Annotated in this window: 14 protein-coding genes; 9 read left to right on the top strand and 5 right to left on the bottom strand. The window is 41.8% G+C overall.

All coding sequences use genetic code 11. The annotated features are described in order from the left end of the window. Window positions 1-95 precede the first annotated feature (95 nt). A complete protein-coding gene (locus FM038_RS12590) occupies window positions 96-941 on the top strand; it encodes an endonuclease/exonuclease/phosphatase family protein (protein WP_142871256.1) in 846 nt (281 codons plus the stop codon). Window positions 942-970: 29 nt separating this feature from the next. Here FM038_RS12590 and FM038_RS12585 read toward each other — a convergent pair whose 3' ends face one another. Next, a complete protein-coding gene (locus tag FM038_RS12585) occupies window positions 971-1672 on the bottom strand; it encodes a substrate-binding periplasmic protein (protein ID WP_185965705.1) in 702 nt (233 codons plus the stop codon). Between the two features lie 100 nt (window positions 1673-1772). After that, the gene (locus FM038_RS12580; protein ID WP_185965704.1) at window positions 1773-2534 is read right to left on the bottom strand and encodes a substrate-binding periplasmic protein; all 762 of its coding nucleotides are present in this window, start codon (window positions 2532-2534) and stop codon (window positions 1773-1775) included. 254 nt (window positions 2535-2788) lie between these two features. Between FM038_RS12580 and FM038_RS12575 the strand changes: the two genes are divergently transcribed. From FM038_RS12575 to FM038_RS12550, 6 genes are all read left to right on the top strand, one after another. After that, window positions 2789-4762: a RecQ family ATP-dependent DNA helicase gene (locus FM038_RS12575; RefSeq protein WP_142871253.1), complete on the top strand. Its 1974-nt coding sequence runs from the start codon at window positions 2789-2791 to the stop codon at window positions 4760-4762. 168 nt (window positions 4763-4930) lie between these two features. Continuing rightward, the gene (locus tag FM038_RS12570) at window positions 4931-6700 is read left to right on the top strand and encodes a DUF885 domain-containing protein (protein ID WP_195873007.1); all 1770 of its coding nucleotides are present in this window, start codon (window positions 4931-4933) and stop codon (window positions 6698-6700) included. Between the two features lie 217 nt (window positions 6701-6917). Further along, window positions 6918-7604 (top strand): response regulator transcription factor, encoded by a 687-nt coding sequence (locus FM038_RS12565; RefSeq protein ID WP_142871306.1) that lies wholly within the window; start codon window positions 6918-6920, stop codon window positions 7602-7604. A 152-nt stretch (window positions 7605-7756) separates the two neighbouring features. Then, complete coding sequence (locus FM038_RS12560; RefSeq protein ID WP_142871252.1) at window positions 7757-8884, top strand: M14 family metallopeptidase; 1128 nt, start codon at window positions 7757-7759, stop codon at window positions 8882-8884. Window positions 8885-8949: 65 nt separating this feature from the next. Continuing rightward, a complete protein-coding gene (locus FM038_RS12555) occupies window positions 8950-9267 on the top strand; it encodes a zinc ribbon domain-containing protein (RefSeq protein WP_142871251.1) in 318 nt (105 codons plus the stop codon). Beyond that, window positions 9264-9545, top strand: coding sequence for a YeaC family protein (locus FM038_RS12550; RefSeq protein ID WP_142871250.1), 282 nt, complete (start codon window positions 9264-9266; stop codon window positions 9543-9545). Before FM038_RS12555 ends, FM038_RS12550 begins: the two co-directional genes overlap by 4 nt. A 42-nt stretch (window positions 9546-9587) precedes the next feature. Here FM038_RS12550 and ansA read toward each other — a convergent pair whose 3' ends face one another. Continuing rightward, window positions 9588-10601, bottom strand: coding sequence for an asparaginase (gene ansA / locus FM038_RS12545; RefSeq protein ID WP_142871249.1), 1014 nt, complete (start codon window positions 10599-10601; stop codon window positions 9588-9590). A 441-nt stretch (window positions 10602-11042) separates the two neighbouring features. Next, complete coding sequence (gene sppA, locus FM038_RS12540) at window positions 11043-12884, bottom strand: signal peptide peptidase SppA (RefSeq protein ID WP_142871248.1); 1842 nt, start codon at window positions 12882-12884, stop codon at window positions 11043-11045. A gap of 165 nt (window positions 12885-13049) precedes the next feature. Between sppA and FM038_RS12535 the strand changes: the two genes are divergently transcribed. Then, entirely contained in the window at window positions 13050-15077 is a 2028-nt protein-coding gene (locus FM038_RS12535; RefSeq protein ID WP_142871247.1) for an oxidoreductase, read from the top strand. A 530-nt stretch (window positions 15078-15607) separates the two neighbouring features. Here the strand turns inward: FM038_RS12535 and FM038_RS12530 are convergent. Further along, window positions 15608-15844, bottom strand: a complete 237-nt coding sequence (locus FM038_RS12530) for a hypothetical protein (protein WP_142871246.1) — start codon at window positions 15842-15844, stop codon at window positions 15608-15610. Between the two features lie 72 nt (window positions 15845-15916). On the opposite strand from FM038_RS12530, the gene FM038_RS12525 reads away from it, so the two are divergent. Then, window positions 15917-16135 carry a hypothetical protein gene (locus FM038_RS12525; RefSeq protein ID WP_142871245.1) on the top strand — a complete coding sequence of 73 codons (219 nt, stop codon included), beginning with the start codon at window positions 15917-15919 and terminating at the stop codon, window positions 16133-16135. Window positions 16136-16158: the final 23 nt, after the last annotated feature.

Here is a 16158-nt window from a genome sequence, read left to right as displayed (position 1 = left end):
GATTGGGTGACTGTGTATATTGCATCAAGAGCCAATTTAAATCAGTTTATTTCATCAATTTTCTCTGTTCTAACACCAGTTTTTAGGGAGTCGTAATGGCTTTTAATCACCGCCGTATCATCTATCTGCTATGTGTATTTATTGCTCTGTTAATCCTATCATTAGCCTTATGGGCAAATAACGATCCTAAGGTGACGACAGATATCGATAAAGGTACGTTCCTATTTCAGTGTGAAGAGCATAGAACCAACGGCGCATTAGACGATAACGGCCAATTGGACGTATCTGTGTGGAATATTTACAAGCAACAGCGTGAAGGGTGGGATACGCTGTTATCCAGTTTGAATGAGTCCAGTCAATTGGTGTTACTTCAAGAGGCGAGCTTAACTCAAGAGTTGAAAAACTATATCCATAACTCGGTACTCGAAGTGGCAATGGCTCACGCCTTCAGGTTATGGGACACCGCTTTTGGAGTGATGAACTTATCAAAGGTGTCAGCTTCTCGTGTTTGCGCTTATACCGCCACTGAGCCGCTAATACGATTTGCAAAATCTGGTATTGTTGCTATTTATCCCTTGTCCAATGGTTCAGAGTTACTCGTGGTCAACCTACATGGGATAAATTTTGAATGGAATTTGACTCACTATAAAAAACAGTTAGAAGCGTTAGCCGTTGAGCTTACTGAACATAAAGGACCGATTATTCTCGCTGGTGATTTTAATACCTGGCGAGAAGAGAGGATGGAAACCGTAAATAAGTTTGCCCAGAGATTTAATCTGATCGAAGCCCAATATGGTATTGATGAAAGGGAGCGGGTGTTTGGCTACCCTTTAGATCACCTTTTCTTTCGAGGACTCATATTTGAGGGAGCAGAGGCCAAGTTGACAGAATCTTCAGATCATAATCCGATAACAGCACATTTTGTGTTACCTGCAAGATAAATTCACATTATTAAATTAATGCAGGTTATTTATTTATTCGTTGTTTTTTTATTTCGGGGGAAAGCACATTTAGCTGTATGTTGATTAAATTTATCTAGAAAATCAGGGTGCTTAGCTAGAAACAATTTACCAAAATACACACCTAGAGGCTTACTCTTGTTATGAACCGTTATAAATTGATCCTTTGTTAGACCAGCCCGAGTCACAGCGGATTCAAATAACAAACTGTTCTCCATAACAGCATCGATGCGATTGTGATACAAGAGCTCGACAAGCTTGTCTACAGACTCGACTTGATGGGCAAGCATAAACTGGTTTTGGTGTAACCAGTGAGTCGTATTAGAGTGCTGCCTACTCGCAAACTTTGCTGTCGATTTTATGTCGATAATATTGGGTTTGATATGGCTATTTTTTCTAAGATAAAAGTTCCACTCTTGTTCTATGAAGGTATTTGATTGAACGGCGTAATTGTCGCGTTTCAGATTATGAGACGCTGAAAAAAATGCATCGTAATCACCAAGTTCTACGCCTTTCTGCGCACGTCCCCAGGGTAGGAATATGACTTCATATTTTTGTTCCAGATTTTGCATCACACAGCGTAATGCGTCTATAGCGATTCCTGATTGTGCCTTTCCAATTTGCATTTGATAAGGTGGCCACTCTTTGGTTGTCATTGAGATCACTTCAATAGGTTCATTAGCATGACTTACACTCATATTGCTGATCAACATGACTCCAAGAGTCACGTGGATGAAGTGCCTAGATAGGGGGCATATAGAGGGTGTATGAGGTGATCTAAAAAGTAGTTTGTTGAGGCTTTCATGTAGTCGACTAGTCATCAGTGGTAAACCTGCAAACGTCAGTATGTTGATTGAACTGAGTCAGAAAATCTGGATAGGCTTTTAGAAATATTTTTCCAAAATAAACACCAAGTGGTTTATCGATATTAGGGACGACTACAAAGTCTGATATGGGCATATGAGCCCGATTGATGGCATCCCTAAACAAGAGTTTATTTTCCATTATCCCGTCAATTTTTCCCGCTAGTAGCAATTTGATTAGCTCATCCACACGTGTTGTTTCATGAATGACATTGTAATCGTGCTGAAGAAGCCAGTGGGTAGTATTAGCGTATTTTCTACTGCCAAATTGTGCCTGTTGCTTAATAGCCTGTTTAGTGTGAGGAATACTTGACTCTTTTAGTAAATAAAAATTCCACTCCTGCTCAATAAAAGTCTTTGAATGTACGGCATAACTATCGCGGATATTGTTTTGTGATGCAGAAAAGAAACCATCGTACTTTCCTTGAGCAACACCATTTTGTGCACGCCCCCAAGGGATAAAAATCACTCGATATTTCTGTTTCATTCGTTTCATTACGCATTTTAACGCGGTTATCGCAAATCCTGTTTGAGCAAAACTTGATTCATTTTGATAAGGGGGCCACTCTTGCGTTGATATGGTGATCACTTTGTCTATCTCTGACGCAAGGCTGTGTTGGGGGAAGAATAAGCAATATATATGCAGCAGTAGCATAAAAGTAAAACAGAGACCTCCTGAGTACATACGCTCTGGATGTTGTGTTTTTCTCAAGGTACAAACGCCTTGTTGATTCATTTATCACTGACGCCACATGAATGGACATAATACAAATTCTAGTTAAGGGACTGACGTTGTCAAAAGTGAGGGCAAAATTCAAACTGTAAACAGCTTTGCAGTGAATTGCTCCAGCACCATGGTAAGATGCTTGTTAGTTACAGCGATATGTACATGACCCATTCATTGCTATCGTGTTTATGGTTACATTTTCCTCTATAACTTCATCTTGAATCTAATCAGGTCATCACATGTCAACGACTTCACATTTGCAAGCAGATACAATTTTAAAATCTCATTTTGGTTTTGAGCACTTCAGGCCAGGCCAAAGAGAAGTGATTGAACATGTTTTATCTGGGTGTAGCGCAGCGGCTATTTTTCCCACAGGTTCAGGCAAGTCAATGTGCTATCAATTACCTGCCATCGCGTTACCTCACTTAACCTTAGTCGTATCGCCTCTATTGGCACTCATTCAAGATCAATTGGCATTTTTAACACAAAAAGGCATTAATGCTGCGAGCATAGATTCGATGCAAAGCCGCGAACAAGCTAATGAAGTCATGAATGGGATCCGTAAAGGTCAGATAAAGGTTCTGATGATCTCCGTTGAACGACTCAATAATGAAAGGTTTAGGCAATTTATCAGTGAAATACCCATCTCTTTATTGGTTATTGATGAAGCCCATTGTATCTCTGAATGGGGCCATAATTTTCGCCCTGACTATTTGAAGTTACCTCGATATCAGCAAGAACTTAATATTCCTCAAACCTTGTTGTTGACGGCGACGGCTACCCCTAAAGTCATTGAAGATATGGGGGCGAAATTTGGCATTGAACCAGCCAATATCACTTTGACCGGCTTTTATCGTGAAAATTTGCATTTAGCCGTCGAAGGCGTGGCTAGTAAGGACAAAATAGATAGGTTAACCCATTGGTTACAAAATAAATCAGGTCAGTCTGGGATCATATATGTCACCTTACAACAAACAGCTGAAGAGGTTGCTGGACTGCTGAGAGCCAGAAATATCCCCGCTAGTGCCTATCATGCGGGTATGGCATCTGAGGTGAGAACAAAGATCCAACACGATTTTATGTCTGGACAGCAGCAAATCATCGTCGCGACCATTGCTTTTGGAATGGGTATTGATAAAAGTGACATTCGGTTTGTTGTGCATTATGACCTACCTAAATCTATTGAGAATTACGCACAAGAGATAGGCCGAGCGGGGAGAGATGGCGCTAACGCTAACTGCTTGGTACTCGCAAATGGTGATAACTTAAGTACGTTGGAGAACTTTATTTACGGTGATACACCAGAATCATCGGCCATTACTGTCGTGCTTGAAGAGATCCTTAAATGTTCAAGAAACTTGAGTCACAACACCTCGGGAAGACAAGAGTGGGAAGTGGTGCTCAATAGCCTTTCTTCACAGTCTAATATTCGGCCCTTATCGTTAAAAACCTTATTGGTCTACCTTGAGCTGCTTAATGTTATTAAGCCAACTTATAGCTATTTTGCCGAATACAAATTTAAGCTGTTAAAGCATGAAATAGACGTATTGGGTTTCTTCAAAGAGGAACGCCGTGATTTCGTCCAAGCTATTTTGGATAGTTCAGATAAAGCAAAAATTTGGTCAACCATTAATTTCGATAAAATGGATCAGCTATATGCCAGTGATCGCCAAAGAGTCCTCAAAGCGATAAATTACTTGGATGAGAAAGGCATGATAGAGCTGCAAAGCAAGCAGATGACTCAAGTTTATGAAATATTGGATGGTAATTTTGACTTGGCTACAATGCAATCAGCTTTGTTTGAACGCTTCAGTCATAAAGAGCAAAGCGAAATTAACAGGATCAATCATCTAGTATCCTTTTTTACATCAAACTCGTGTCTTAGTCAGCAGCTCGCTCATTACTTTGCTGATGCTAATATGATGACGCACTGTGGTACATGTAGTGTGTGTCTTGGTGCTCAAGCTGTACTTCCTCCCCAACCTTATTTACAACCTTTAGCTGAGCTCGATTTTGATGCGATGACTATCGATGCCACGACTAAACTCGCTAAAGCAAACTCAGCGGTGCTTTTGGCTCGCTTCTTATGTGGGTTAACCACGCCAATTTTTACCAAGCTAAAGATGAGAAACATTAGAGGTTTTAGTCGGTTGGAGCGTTATCGCTTCGAAGATGTGAAGCAATGGGTGGTACTTAACCAGTCCCAAAGGTAGCTATCAATTTTTTAGCATGTTTAAGGGTCTTAATTTTGTAAATCTCTATTACAAATTAGCACCTTATGCTGAATTTTTTTGTCATTCATGTTTAACTGTTTCGCGTGTTTAACACTAAAACACAAGAAGTCTCCTTATATAATAACGAAAATAGATATAGGAATAAAAATGAAAAAAGCCACTCTATCATTGGCAATAGCCTTGTCCTTAGCAGGTCTGACAGGCTGTCAGACACAACAAGATGCCAGTCAAACACAATCGCTACAACAAGTTGAGCAATTAACTTTCACACAATTTTCTGAGCAGTTTATTAATGAATTATGGAAAGAGTCTCCGACTTGGGCTCTGTATAGTGGTTATCATAAATACGACGGTGTGCTCAAAGTACCGAACGCAGAAACGCGTGCACAATCACTCGCATTCAATCAGTTAGAACTGACTAAATTAACAAGTTTTGATATTGAGACACTGTCTACTAGTGAATTGATCGATTACCGATTAATAGAGAATTTACTTAAAAGAGATATTTGGGAAATAACCAAGTTTAAATCTTGGCAGTGGGATCCATCTTCTTACAATGTTGCTGGCGGATTTGCCCAGCTAGTGAATGAAGATTTTGCTCCCTTAGATGAACGTCTGCGCTCAGTGTTGTCTAGAATGGAGAATGTGCCAGCGTATTATCAGGCTGCTCGAGACAATATTACCTCACCGACGTTAGAACATACTCAATTGGCCATTATGCAAAATAATGGGGCTTTTTCTGTCTTTTCAGAAGAACTGCTGACTAATGCGAAAGCTTCAGGGCTTAGTGAAGACGAAAAGACCCAGTTTACTCAGCGTTTCGAGGCCGCAACAGCAGCAATTAGTGAGCATATCGTCTGGCTAGAAGCGTTAGAGCAAGAATTGACGCGTGATGGCGCACGTAGCTTTAGAATTGGAGAGTCTCTTTATGAAGAGAAGTTTGCCTTCGATATTCAAGCGGGTATGAGTGGCAAGGCCTTATATCAAAAGGCGATGACTGATAAAACTCGTGTGCAAGCTGAAATGGCTAAGATAACCACTAAGCTGTGGTCCAAATACTTTAAAACTGCACAGCCTGAAGATGATAACTTGGCCACTCGCCAGCTCATTGACAAGCTATCAGCAAAGCATGTGAAGCGTGAAAACTTCGTGGATGAAGTACGTGCTCAAATCCCTGAACTGATTAAGTTTGTAGATGAGAAGAAACTCGTCACCTTAGACCCGACTAAACCTTTAGTTGTGCGTGAGACTCCAGCCTATATGCGTGGCTTTGCAGGCGCATCGATCAGTGCACCTGGGCCATATGAAAAATCAAGCAACACTTATTACAATGTCACGCCACTTGATGGTATGAGTGATGAGTCGGCTGAAAGCTATCTGCGCGAGTATAACCACTGGATCTTACAGGTGCTTAATATTCATGAAGCCATTCCAGGTCATTATACTCAGTTAGTGTATTCCAATGAGTCACCAAGCATGATCAAGAGCTTGTTTGGCAACGGCGCTATGATTGAAGGTTGGGCGGTATATACCGAACGTATGATGCTTGAAGAAGGTTATGGTGGTTTCGAACCTGAGCTCTGGTTAATGTATTACAAGTGGAACTTACGCGTCATCGCTAACACCATCTTAGATTACAGCATTCAGGTAAAGGGGATGACTGAAGAGCAAGCCATTACTCTAATGACTGAAGAAGCGTTTCAACAAACAGCAGAAGCTGAAGGTAAGTGGAGAAGGGCAACACTCAGCCAAGTACAGTTGACGAGTTATTATTCAGGTTATCGTGAGATTTACGACTTCAGAGAGGAACTCAAAAGTGCTCAAGGTGAACAATTTGATCTTAAAGCCTTTCATGAGCAATTTTTAAGTTATGGCAGTGCACCGGTTAAATATGTGCGTGAGCTTATGCTGAAATAGATGACATCAGATACTTGACTGTTTAGCGTACAGTCGGTGAAAAAAAGACCAGAGTTTTTCTGGTCTTTTTTTTTGTGTAGAGTTTTAACAAAGTGTTAACCCTTCTATTTAGTTTAAATAACTAGTACAGCTCACATTTAAATAAAAAACAACTGGAACTGAACGACTAGCTATAGTAGTGTTAATGACAATAGTTCGCATTCGCAGTATTGGTGAAATGAGCAAAATATTATTGGTCGATGATGATTTAGTGTTTAGGGAATTACTTGAGGAAGCGTTAGAGGCTGAAGGACACGATATTGTCTGTGCTGAGGATGGTTTTGAAGCATTAGCAATATTAGAGAAGGATCTCCCTGACATTATTCTATTAGATATCATGATGCCGAAATTAGATGGATTTGGTTTATTGGCTGCGAGAAAAGATCAAATTCCAGTGATAGTTATTTCTGCCATCGATAATGAAGATGAAAGAATTAAAGGCTATGAACTTGGAGCAGATGACTTTCTCACTAAGCCTTTTAGCGTAAAGGAGCTTTTAGTCCGCATGATAGCATTACAACGACGTGTAGAGTTAACTCGAGCTGAGCAACAATTAGTGTCAATACCCCCTACAGACAGTGAGGTGAAATTTGACGATACTCTATATTGTGTGTCGATAGCATCGAGAAAGGTGACACTGACTCAAACTGAGTTCAAATTGTTTAAGTATTTATTTGAACGTAAGGGAGAAGTGATCACTAAACAGGAGTTACAACGAAGCGTACTGCAAAAAGATCTAGGTCAATTTGATCGAAATTTGGATATGCATATTAGCAATACTCGTCGTAAGTTGGCAGATACTCAGTTGCCTAAGACCTTAATCAATACTGTGAGAGGACAAGGTTACAGCTTTGCTAATTGGTGATCATTTCTATTAGCGCATATAAAAGCCACACTCGTTGTGGCTTTTTTGTTTTTTTGGCTGCCCAAGTGATCATTTTCGTTTATCCTATAGCCAATCTATTGAGTCGATAATTTGAAGTGGCTCACCTTCTTAGATCAATTAAAGGAAATGATATGCGGATCAGTGCTAATTTTGATGGCGGAAATATTGAAGTCATCAATCAAGACGATATTAATGATGTACAGTTAGCCATTCGCCCAGATGTTGGTGGAGAGTTTTACCAGTGGTTTAACTTTCGCCTTGATGGTGAAGTGGGTAATCGATATATACTGAATATTATCAATGCAGGATCGGCATCTTACCCAAAGGGCTGGGAAAACTATCAAGCTGTTGCAACCTATGACAGACAACATTGGTTCAGACTTCCTACTGAATACAAGGACGGTAAGCTGACCATAGCAGTCGATCTTGACTGTGATTCGATTCAAATTGCTTACTTTGCTCCTTATAGCTATGAGCGTCACCAAGATCTGCTTGCTGCTGTTCAAATTCATCCATTAGTGAGTCTTGAACATTTAGGTCTTACACTGGATGATCGTGACTTAAGCTTAGTTAAAATCGGCGACGGTGATGAGTCTAAAGCTAATATCTGGATAACCGCTCGTCAGCATCCCGGCGAAACCATGGCTGAATGGTTAGTCGAAGGGTTTATCAATAACCTTTTAGACAGTGATTGTGCCAATGCAAAAGCTTTATTAGATAAAGCTAACTTTTACATAGTGCCAAATATGAATCCAGATGGCAGTGTCAGAGGCCATTTAAGAACCAATGCTGCAGGCGTTAACCTTAACCGTGAATGGCAGAGCCCATCACTAGAGAAAAGCCCTGAAGTATTCCACGTCACGAACAAGATGAAAGAGACCGGTGTCGATCTTTTCTATGATGTGCATGGCGATGAAGGCCTGCCTTTCGTCTTCCTTGCAGGCTGTGAAGGTGTCCCTTGTTATAACGATAAGATGGCTGCATTACAACAAACGTTTGTTGACGCGCTATCACTGACAAGTGCTGATTTTCAAACTGAATTTGGTTACGACAAAGATGAGCCTGGCAAGGCAAATCTAACCGTGGCCTCTAACTGGGTTGCTGAGACATTCCAATGCCTTTCTAACACCTTGGAAATGCCATTTAAGGATAACGACAACCTAGCCGATCCAATGGCTGGCTGGTCTCCTGAACGCTCGATTTATCTGGGTGAAGCATCGCTAACCGCTATGCTTGCCGTTGTCGATGACCTAAGATAATCACTATTGAGGCTAAGGCACACTTTTGCCTTAGCCAATTTGGTGTATTGCATTTTGAGGTAGTAATGGCATTAATTGAATGTCCAAGTTGTAATAAGCGAATATCCAGTAAAGCAGCCAAGTGCAGTTACTGTAGCGCTAACCTTACCGGTGATACTGAAACCCTGAACGTTATCAGTAATATCAAGCGATCAAATCAGTTGATGAATCACAGTCTCTTGTGTATGTCTTTATTCATTGCTGGGGTGGTGGTTTGGTTTTGGGGCGGAGAGCCAGCCGAAGGGCTGAGATCGTACATTGCTGGTGGTCTTTTTGTTTTTGGTTTTGTTGGCTACTTAATTACCAGATTAAGAATAGTGCTGCATAAACGGAAAAAAGTATGACAGATATTAATAAGATGATTAACGAGATGCCTCGTGAAGTGTACGAGCGTTTGCTTAGTGGTGTTGAGTTAGGCAAATGGGAAGATGGTACTCGGCTTTCACCTGAGCAAGTAGAATCTACGATGCAATTAGTCATGTTGTATCAGGCAAGACATTTACAGCAGACAGATCATTTAACCATTAATAGCGAAGGTGCGCTTAATGAGTTGTCTAAATCTCAGCTAAAGAAACAGTTCAAAGGTGAGCCCATCGCCGAGTTTAAAGAGAAAGATCTCTGATAGCAGGTCCTAGGAGCTAGTGTCTAGCTCCTAGGGTCTTTGTTAATCTTCGCTCAATTCACCAACTAAATCTTGTTGCATGGCTTGTCTGACTTCATTCGAGGTCATTGCTTGTGACAACAGATAATGCAGTTTCGTTAATGCAGCTTCTGTGGTCATATCTGAGCCACTTATCACTCCAGCGGCTTCTAGAGCATTACCTGTCGCATAGCCTGACATATTGACTTTACCCTGTAAACATTGGGTTAAATTGACAATTATAATTCCACGTTTGCTTGCATCAGATAACACCTTAAGTAGTGCAGGGTTTTGTGGGGCATTACCGACACCATAAGTGAGTAAAATGAGTGCTTTTACCGGTTGCTGTAAAATGTTCTCGATGATGTCTGTGGTGATCCCAGGATAAAGTGTTACCACGCCAATCGGCTGCGGGCTGATCCTTGCCACTATTAATGATTTATTAGAAGGTCTAGTGATTTTTCCAGCTTTTAATCGGATCTGAATACCCGCTTCCAGTAATAAGGGGAAGTTAGGTGATGCAAACGCACCGAAACCATCGGCATGGGCCTTAGTGGTACGGTTACCGCGAAATAGCTTATTGTTAAAAAACAAGCAGACTTCGGCGACCGGATAATTAGCCGCAATATACAGAGAGTTGAGCAAATTTATTTGGCCATCTGATCTTAGCTGAGCCAATGGGATCTGTGATCCCGTGACAATAACCGGCTTTGATAGTCCCTGTAGCATAAATGATAAGGCAGATGCGGTGAATGCCATGGTATCGGTACCATGTAAAATGACAAAGCCATCATATTTGTCATAATTTAATTTAATGTCATCAGCGATCATTTGCCAGTCAGTCGGCGCCATGTCAGATGAATCAATCAGTGGACTATATTCCTGGATCACAAACTCCGGCATATCATCATGATAAAACTCAGGCATAGATTTAACACAGTCGGTGAGGAAACCTGAAACTGGGGCAAACCCTTGACTGGTTTTCTGCATACCTATAGTACCGCCTGTGTAGGCGACGTATATGGAACGTTTGGTCATTTTTATATTCTGATGGACGCTATTTGGCAGAAGTATACTTGCTTGAGCGGATTCACCCAATGATTTATGGGGTTTTACACCATTAAATTTGTATCAAATTTGAAGTAGGAATAAAAGGTAATACCATTTCCATTAAATAAGTGACCATTCAGCGGGAGTTAAAAATGCTGTAGGCAAGATAAGGGGATTGAAGCTAATAGTTATTCTATATCGAAAGCCACTTTCGCAGCTTAAAGTGTTTTTAAACCCGCACTTCGTGAGCTTCTCAGGGCTTCTACTTCTGCGTTGCATTGCCTCGAAAGGGAATAACCATTTCGTCAACAATGCGCCTTGAATTTAAAGCCCTGAGAAAGCTCTGAATTGATCATATGTTTAATGGAATTGGTATAAAAACTCGATAGACTAATAGCCTATCGGGTTTTATGACTCGGTTAAGAAAGCTTATAAATCACAATTATCGCAGTAGAGATACATACCATTTGGATCATCAAACGAGTTGAACTCTTCAATCACACCTGACCACTGAGTCAGAAGCTGCTCGAACACTGTGTTACCCATGGTGCTCTGAGGCAAGTATGCGGCTGCAGAGGCGAACATCTCTTGAATAAATAGCTCTTGAGGCGTTAGCTCTTGCTCAATGATCTGGCTATCAAATTCATCGAGTCCCGCTATTTCAGCGGCTTTTGCTAAGGCAGCGTCAAGGTCGCCAATTTCATCGATAAGACCTAGCTCTAAGGCTTTTCGACCCGACCATACACGACCTTGTGCAATGTTATCAACATCGTTAATACTCATTCCGCGCTCTGTAGCGACCAAAGAGATAAAGTCTTGATACCCACGCTCAATATGACGTTGGATGACACTCTTTATCTCGGGCGTTAATCCCTTCGTAACAGAGATGCCTGTCCATTGTGAGGTGGCAACACCATCTGTGTGAATGCCTATGCTCGAGAGTGAATCTTCAAATGTTGTGATCATGCCAAAGATGCCGATTGAACCGGTTAAGGTTGTTGGCGTAGCATAGATATAATCTGCACTGGCTGAGATCCAATAACCACCTGAGGCGGCATAGCTACCCATGCTCACTACCACTGGCTTACCTGCGTTTTTGAGCGCAAGCACTTCCTGGCGGATCTGCTCTGAAGCAAAGGCACTACCACCTGGGCTATCTACACGAAGAACAACCGCTTTGACTTCATCATCAAACCTTGCTTTACGCAGTAACTGTGACGTGCTTTTTCCGCCAATTTGTCCAGCGGGTTGATTACCATTAAGTATGGTGCCTTTGGCGATAATAATGCCAACAGTATCTTGTATCAGTAGGTTAGGCTGTGTTGAGATCAGTGATTGATAATCATGTAAGCTGACCTGCTTAAAGCTGTTGCCTTCAGCAGCTTTACCGACGCTTTCGATCATCTTGAGCCTAAAGCCTTCTGTAGACACTAATTGATCGACCCACTTCATGTTTATTGCCATATCTGCCGACTTGCCGTCGGCTGCATCTAATGCTTTTAGATAATCATCGGCACTTAACATGAGTTGGTCAGCGTCTATGTCTCTGTTCTTTGAAACCGTAGCCGTATAGCTGGCCCAAATATCATTGAGTAACTCTGCATTGGCCTCTTTTGCGGCTGGAGACATATCATCACGTATGTAGGGCTCAACTGCTGATTTAAAGGTACCCACTCTGAAAATATGCGCATTAATCTTTAGCTTATCTAATGCCGACTTATAATATTGACGATAGCGACTCAGTCCCTTTAACTCGACACTGCCTTGCGGGTTAAGGTAGATGGTATCGGCAAAGCTGGCTAAGAAGTACTGGTTTTGACCATACCAGTTGGCCTTGGCCATGATAGGCTTCCCAGAAGCTTTAAAGCGATTTAAGGCATCTCCGATAGATTGAAGCTTGCTGATCCCGGTCCATTTTAAATGGCCCATATCTAATACTATTGATGAGATCCGCTCATCGGCTGCGGCGTTATCGATAACATTTAAAATGTCGGCGAGTAATAATTCGCTAGAAGCGTCGTTACTTTTTCCGCTTTTCATCGCGGCTTCAATGGGGTCAACTTGACGCTTTTGCTCAACCACAGATCCTGCTAAGTTGAGCACTAAGGCTGAGCCACTTTCTACTTTTACATCTTCTTCACCACCGATAGCGACGATAAGTAGTGCAATGAGACCAAAAAAGAAAAGGTTAAGCACCAGCTTTCGGAAGCCGTTAATGGTCTTCCAGATCACTGAAAATATTCTCTTTATTAATGAGGGTTTAGCGGACATTATCCACTCCTTTATTACTCCAATAACTCTATGCTAACTGAAAACCCCCTCACTAGGGTAATTGAATTGTAAAGGAATCTAATAAGACCTGGCCTTGAGAGTATTGAGCTTATGCAGAACAACAGGTATGCTGATTTAAATCACTTGTTTAAAAAGGATGTTTGAATGTCGTTTCCGCATTTACTAGAACCCTTAGATCTGGGCTTTACCCAGTTAAAAAATCGTGTGCTTATGGGCTCTATGCATACAGGTTTGGAAGAAGAAAAGGGCGGGTTTGAGAAACTGGCAGCATTCTATAAAGAGCGTGCACTAGGTGGTGTGGGTCTAATTGTGACTGGCGGGATCTCTCCTAATTTACGTGGGCGTTTAGCCCCTAATGGTTGTCAGCTTAGTTTTCCATGGCAAGTGTCTAAACATAAACAGATCACACAAGCTGTACATCAAGCAGATGGTAAAATTTGTATGCAACTTTTGCATGCTGGCCGTTATGGTTATCATCCATTTTCAGTGGCGCCAAGCAAGATAAAGTCTCCAATTACGCCTTTTACACCATCGGCCATGTCTACAAGGCAGATCCGTGGCACCATTAAAGATTATGCAAGTTCATCGGTTTTAGCTAAAAAAGCTGGCTACGATGGGGTTGAAGTCATGGGCTCTGAAGGGTACCTGATCAATGAGTTTATCTCATCAGGAACTAATGTCAGAAGTGATGAATGGGGCGGTAATTTTGAGAATAGAATCAAGTTTCCACTAGCGATCGTCCGCAGTATTCGAGAGAAAGTAGGTAAAGATTTTATCATCATCTTCAGGCTCTCTATGTTAGATCTCGTTGATAATGGCTCTAGCTGGGAAGAGGTGGTAGAGCTTGCTAAGCGCCTAGAACAAGAAGGGGTCAGCATTATCAATACCGGTATCGGTTGGCATGAAGCCAGGGTGCCGACGATAGCCACGAGTGTTCCAAGAGGGGCTTTTGCTTGGGTCACAGAAAAACTCAAATCTGAGGTCTCAGTGCCTCTGGTTGCGACTAATAGAATCAACACGCCGGAAGTTGCAGAGCAGATCATCTCCTCCGGACAAGCCGATATGGTGTCTATGGCCAGACCTTTTCTAGCCGATGCAGATTTTGTTAATAAAGCAGCGGCCAATACCCCTGAACTCATTAATACCTGTATTGGCTGTAACCAAGCCTGTTTAGATCATGTTTTTGCCAGAAAACGTTCAACCTGTTTGGTTAACCCTAGAGCCTGTTATGAAACCGAGCTCAATTTTACGCCAGCAAAAGTGAAGAAGCGCATCGCTGTGATGGGCGCGGGTCCTGCTGGTATGGCATTTTCAATCTATGCAGCGACTCGTGGCCATGAAGTGGTACTGTTTGAAGCTAAGAATGAAGTCGGTGGTCAATTTAATTTAGCGAGAAAGGTACCGGGTAAAGAGGAGTTTAATGAGACCATCCGCTATTTCAAAGAGCAGATGAAGCTGCATAAGGTTGAACTTAGATTAAACACCCGTCTTGATGCTGCAGTCGTGCGCGATGAAAGTTTTGATGAAATTGTCATGTCATCAGGTGTCGTGCCGCGGGAACTAAATATTCAAGGTTTCGATAATCCAAAGGTTGTGGATTATCAGCAGGTACTGAAAGGGGAAGTGGTTCTAGGGAAAAAGGTTGCCTTGATTGGTGCCGGAGGCATCGGTTTTGATATGGCGCATTTTCTTTGCGAGAAAGAGTCTTCAACCTTGCAGCCTGAAAAATGGTTAAAGCAGTGGGGAATTGATAAAGATTATAAACATCGAGGTGGCTTACTCCATAGCCAAGAAAGTTCTCAAGATGCTGCGGAACCCCATGATATTTATTTATTGCAGCGCAAGAGCACTAAGATGGGTAAGGGACTCGGTAAGACAACGGGTTGGATCCATCGTTCGGTGCTAAAAAAGCACAAAGTCAAAATGAAAACGGGTGTCAGTTACAACAAGTTTGATGAGCAAGGTTTACATATCTCTATTGACAATAAAGATGAGATTTTGGCTGTCGACAATGTGGTTTTATGTGCCGGTCAAGTATCTAATCGTACTTTGCTTGAAGAGATGCAAGCGACAGGTTTACCCGTTCACCTGATCGGTGGCGTCGATGTTGCGGCTGAATTAGATGCGAAGCGCGCCATCAGACAAGGCGCTGAGTTAGCCATCGCGTTATAACGGTATAAAGTTGGATTCAAGCTCGTAATTAAAGCCTGATAGAGATGCATTGATTCTATCAGGCTTTTTTGTGTCTAATTAATCAGGATTAGGTGTGTTCTCGGATGATCACAGCGGCTGATATATAGAGGGCACTTACCGAACGTTTATGTAAAGCCAAGATCGCCCAGTTATTTGGAATAGCCGTTAAATCACGACACTTTAAAGCATAGCAGTGCGCTGTCGCCACTTTGTTGCCATTAGAGGCTTATGGCTCTTTTAAAATCAATATTGTGGACTGTAAAAAAGCGGGGTGTCAATGGGTGGAGACGGCGGGTTTACTCGTATCATCCTGATACTCGCCCCTTCGGGGCCGTCACAAGCGACGTTCAAGTTTGTTCCCTACAAACTTGTCGAACCCGCGTCCAAAAAGCCTACATCCTATGAAGGACATTGGTATTGCTTTGTTCTGCTGTACTTTCAGATGGTTAAAGTTTGATGGTGTAACATGCTATCAGTGAGTGGTAATGTTTACCGCCATTTTTCCGCCATTATTTACCATCGACATAGGCGTCATAACAATCTATGCGCTCACATCGTATCTGCTCAATTTTATGAACTATAGGTTCGCCAAAATCATAATCCGTAATCACAATCGTTCGACGCAAAGGTGGTAGATCATGAGGGGCTTCAAGATTATCGCCTTGAAGCTTAACGTGTTCTTTTTGCATGCAAAGCAGGCAGGATTGGTCAACTTTCTGTTGATACTTTTTTGTGCGCTTATACATAGTAGCACTCTACCTTATGAGGTAGACTACCTTAAAGTTTTGTATAATTTGTTGTTTTTCAGGGAGAATGATGTGCAAAAGTTTAAAGACACATATATAGAAGACGAATTTGAAGGATGGGATGGAGATACCATCTATAAATTAGATGATGGTAGCAAATGGGAGTTAATTTCTTACACATACTCCTATTCGTATACCTATCGGCCTAAAGCCATGATCTGGCGTGATGGTGGCCGCTATTATCTTGAAGTCGTAGGTATGCCAGATAAACAAGAAGTTCGTGAAGTTTAAAAAAACCAGTCAAGGGCGCTAAC

The organism is Shewanella eurypsychrophilus (assembly GCF_007004545.3).
GTDB classification, from domain to species: Bacteria; Pseudomonadota; Gammaproteobacteria; order Enterobacterales; family Shewanellaceae; genus Shewanella; species Shewanella eurypsychrophilus.
The sequence above is the reverse complement of the archived record's forward strand: the minus strand, read 5'-3'. Positions and strand labels throughout refer to the sequence as shown.

Excerpts from the sequence above, each read along its gene's own strand:
- FM038_RS12590 (WP_142871256.1), top strand. The coding sequence starts at position 96 with ATGGCTTTTAATCACCGCCGTATCATCTATCTGCTATGTGTATTTATT.
- FM038_RS12585 (WP_185965705.1), bottom strand. The coding sequence starts at position 1,672 with ATGTTGATCAGCAATATGAGTGTAAGTCATGCTAATGAACCTATTGAA.
- FM038_RS12575 (WP_142871253.1), top strand. The coding sequence starts at position 2,789 with ATGTCAACGACTTCACATTTGCAAGCAGATACAATTTTAAAATCTCAT.
- FM038_RS12570 (WP_195873007.1), top strand. The coding sequence starts at position 4,931 with ATGAAAAAAGCCACTCTATCATTGGCAATAGCCTTGTCCTTAGCAGGT.
- FM038_RS12565 (WP_142871306.1), top strand. The coding sequence starts at position 6,918 with ATGAGCAAAATATTATTGGTCGATGATGATTTAGTGTTTAGGGAATTA.
- FM038_RS12560 (WP_142871252.1), top strand. The coding sequence starts at position 7,757 with ATGCGGATCAGTGCTAATTTTGATGGCGGAAATATTGAAGTCATCAAT.
- FM038_RS12555 (WP_142871251.1), top strand. The coding sequence starts at position 8,950 with ATGGCATTAATTGAATGTCCAAGTTGTAATAAGCGAATATCCAGTAAA.
- FM038_RS12550 (WP_142871250.1), top strand. The coding sequence starts at position 9,264 with ATGACAGATATTAATAAGATGATTAACGAGATGCCTCGTGAAGTGTAC.
- ansA (WP_142871249.1), bottom strand. The coding sequence starts at position 10,601 with ATGACCAAACGTTCCATATACGTCGCCTACACAGGCGGTACTATAGGT.
- sppA (WP_142871248.1), bottom strand. The coding sequence starts at position 12,884 with ATGTCCGCTAAACCCTCATTAATAAAGAGAATATTTTCAGTGATCTGG.
- FM038_RS12535 (WP_142871247.1), top strand. The coding sequence starts at position 13,050 with ATGTCGTTTCCGCATTTACTAGAACCCTTAGATCTGGGCTTTACCCAG.
- FM038_RS12530 (WP_142871246.1), bottom strand. The coding sequence starts at position 15,844 with ATGTATAAGCGCACAAAAAAGTATCAACAGAAAGTTGACCAATCCTGC.